The organism is Candidatus Neomarinimicrobiota bacterium, from assembly GCA_018647265.1.
In the GTDB taxonomy this organism is placed as follows: domain Bacteria; phylum Fidelibacterota; class Marinisomatia; order Marinisomatales; family TCS55; genus TCS55.
In genome coordinates this window covers 1-2,946 of sequence record JABGTK010000076.1, presented here as the reverse complement: position 1 = coordinate 2,946, position 2,946 = coordinate 1, and the positions used below count along the sequence as shown (strand labels likewise).

The 2,946-nt window shown below is 39.2% G+C and carries 4 protein-coding genes; all 4 read right to left on the bottom strand.

Annotated elements, in window-relative coordinates:
- Positions 1 to 268: 268 nt before the first annotated feature.
- Complete coding sequence (locus HN459_04705; protein MBT3478744.1) at positions 269 to 1,444, bottom strand: aminotransferase class V-fold PLP-dependent enzyme; 1,176 nt, start codon at positions 1,442 to 1,444, stop codon at positions 269 to 271.
- Positions 1,444 to 1,824 carry a type II toxin-antitoxin system VapC family toxin gene (locus HN459_04700; GenBank protein MBT3478743.1) on the bottom strand — a complete coding sequence of 127 codons (381 nt, stop codon included), beginning with the start codon at positions 1,822 to 1,824 and terminating at the stop codon, positions 1,444 to 1,446. Before HN459_04700 ends, HN459_04705 begins: the two co-directional genes overlap by 1 nt.
- Before the next feature lie 17 nt (positions 1,825 to 1,841).
- Entirely contained in the window at positions 1,842 to 2,027 is a 186-nt protein-coding gene (locus HN459_04695; GenBank protein MBT3478742.1) for an Arc family DNA-binding protein, read from the bottom strand.
- 174 nt (positions 2,028 to 2,201) lie between these two features.
- Positions 2,202 to 2,909 (bottom strand): hypothetical protein, encoded by a 708-nt coding sequence (locus HN459_04690; GenBank protein MBT3478741.1) that lies wholly within the window; start codon positions 2,907 to 2,909, stop codon positions 2,202 to 2,204.
- Between the last annotated feature and the right edge of the window lie 37 nt (positions 2,910 to 2,946).

The window sequence follows — 2,946 nt, the reverse complement described above, 5'->3', positions numbered from 1 at the left end:
CTCAACTATCATCTAAAATAATCTTGTCATCCTGAACTTGAGCAGAGCGAAAGGAAGGATCTCAAGCAATTTCTTTTCATACAAAATTCCATTTTATTCTTCAAAACCACCCCTTACTCTTGATCCATGGTACAACATTGTATTTGCCTTCCCCTCCTTATCTAAGGAGGGGATTGAGGGGTGGTTGATTATAATATGTTTGAGATTCTTCGCTCTCCCGATGAATCGGGATCGCTCAGAATGTCAATAAAATAAAAGAGTGTGTCCTCTACAATAACCCCTTCAAGGTCTTCAATAAATGATCCACATCTTCATCGGTATTATATCCATTAATGGATACCCGAAAACCGCTCTGACCATTCGGAGCCATAGTGGGCATTTCAATTTTATAATCATTATATAACATCTGTTTAAATTTGGCAACATCATCCATAGGAAAAAGAATTGTCGCCATTTGCCCCAACCAATTATCAGGACAAAGTTTGGGTAAAGCAGTCATCGCTGTAATTTGATTTCGGAAGTCCTGAATCATAGCTTTGCATCGAATTCGAACTGAATCCCAATCATGGTCATCTTGAAATTGAATCGCTTCTGGAACGGTTAAGAATGCACTCATATCCTGCGTACCTTGCCATTGGAATACATTCACAAAACGACTATCGCTATGAAGCTGTGTAGATGATTTAAACGCATCCAATTCCTCTCCCCACCCCCAACTTTTAACCATAGGTTCAATCCCACTTTGTCTTTCCCGTTTCACATATAAAAAGGAGACACCTTTAGGACAACAGAGCCATTTATGCAATGCACCTGTATAATAATCCGGGTCAAGATCGGTAATATCTAGTGGTATGTGGGCTGGCACATGAGCACCATCAATAATAGTTTGAATATTTCTTTTTTTGGCCTCGGCCACAATTTCAGGAATTGGGAGTATCATTCCTGTACTGCTGGTGATTTGACTAATAAATATATATTTTGTTTTTTCTGACGCGAAGGACCAGAATTCCTGAAGGAATGATGCAGTGTCCACCACATAAAGCTTTATTTCTGCTTGAATATATTTATACCCTTTTTTATTCGCATCATAGGTCCACATTCGGTCGCAAGAACCATATTCCAAATTTGTGGTAAGCACCTCATCTCCAGGATTTAGAGATACATTATTAATTATATTTCCCACCGCATGGGTAGGGTTAGATACAAAAACCACATCATCTGGATCACAATGGATATACTGCCCAAGCGCCTTTCGAGATTTTTCTAAAAGATCGTACACTGTCTCCTGCATAAACTGGATAGGGCGAGATTCTAAAGATTTTTGATAAGATTGATATGTTTCAAATACCGGTTTTGGACATGCGCCATAAGATCCATGATTCAAAAATGTGATTTCAGGATCGAGTTGAAATAGGGGACGGAGTGCTTCAGATGAATTATTCATTATTTAATATATGTTTCGGGGTTTGTTACTATTTGGGGCATGGCCTTTTTCAGTCTCTTATTCTGAGAAACAAAAGTTATATCCAATCTTTGGGACAATTCAAGTGCTTGGGCGTCGTACGTGTTAATATTGAATTCATTGGCCAAGACGAGAGCCCGTTTATAATGGATAGTTTGTTCAGAATGCACAAATCTGCCTATCGCTTGATCCCAAATTCGCCCGGCATGTGGAAGGGGCATTCCACCTTCTTTGACGAAAGTGGAAAGTATTTGAAGGAATTCATGCCGCCATAGGGACGGCACACTCCAGTTCGGGTTCTTGCGATAGACAGATTGCGCTAAGGACGTCCCATCTCCCAGTATGTAGAGATAGGCGATCATTTGGAAATCCACAACAATCATACACGGTCAGACCTTTTCGCTGCTGCGATCCAATCATCTGTAAGACCGAATGACCCTTCGTAGGGCTCAGGCATTTCACGGCGTGCCGACTTTCCGATTAAGGATTCTTCCAGGATGAAATGAACTTCCTTCATCATACTGCGGTGGTTGGATTCTGCCCGCGCCTTGAGTTGGCGCTGCATCTCCTGAGTAATGTTCCTGATTAAAAGATCTGGCATGATTTTCGTTATCCATATGATATCTTTATGATATCAAATATATATCACTTTATAATTAAGGTGCAAGAAAAAAGCCCCGTCTATCTACGTTTCACTACGATAGATAAATCGGGGCTGTTTTCTCGGATTTATTTCGGTTTATTTCACCATTGTTAATACTTCTTGCGTTCTATTGAACGTATGATCTGCAAGAACTTTAATTACTTTCTTTTCAAAACTACCCTTCCCATAGGACTTCTCATAATCAGCTCTAAATTCCTTTGGTAATCCTAATGCTCCTGACCCTTCAAATCTTGTCCAACTCTTAAATGGATAAACAAGCTGAAAATCAAATTGCCCATTATTTCGAAATTTATTCCTATAAATACGTCTAGCAATCTTTGCATCTGTTTTTCTTAAGACTTTAGTGATTGACCCAAAAGCCTCTTCAACCGCAGCTAAATGGCCTGACCCTTGTTTTACGGTATACCGTTTGGCAAGAATATTTTCACCAACGGTTTCATTCTTAGGGTTATAGGTTAATTCTTCATCTCTAACTATATAAATCACATCAATCTCATCAGCATATGGGCTTACATTTTTTTCCCAATCTTTAACATGATCATTTGGTAGAGACTGATCCATATCTGAGAACTTTGTTGGTCCTACGGCCCAGCTATAATTACCAGAATTTGGACCTGTATTAATATACCATAGATATGCTTTGGGGCTATCTTTGCCATTATGATATTTATCATTGTGCTTTTTAACGCCAGCTTGAAGTGATGCATTTTGTCCAGCCCTCAATTTAAGAGTTGAAGTTTGGAACATGACATAATCTTGGCCAACCAGTGTTGCACATATCATTAAGGGGATAAGAATCCCCAGAATTCGTTTTATCATT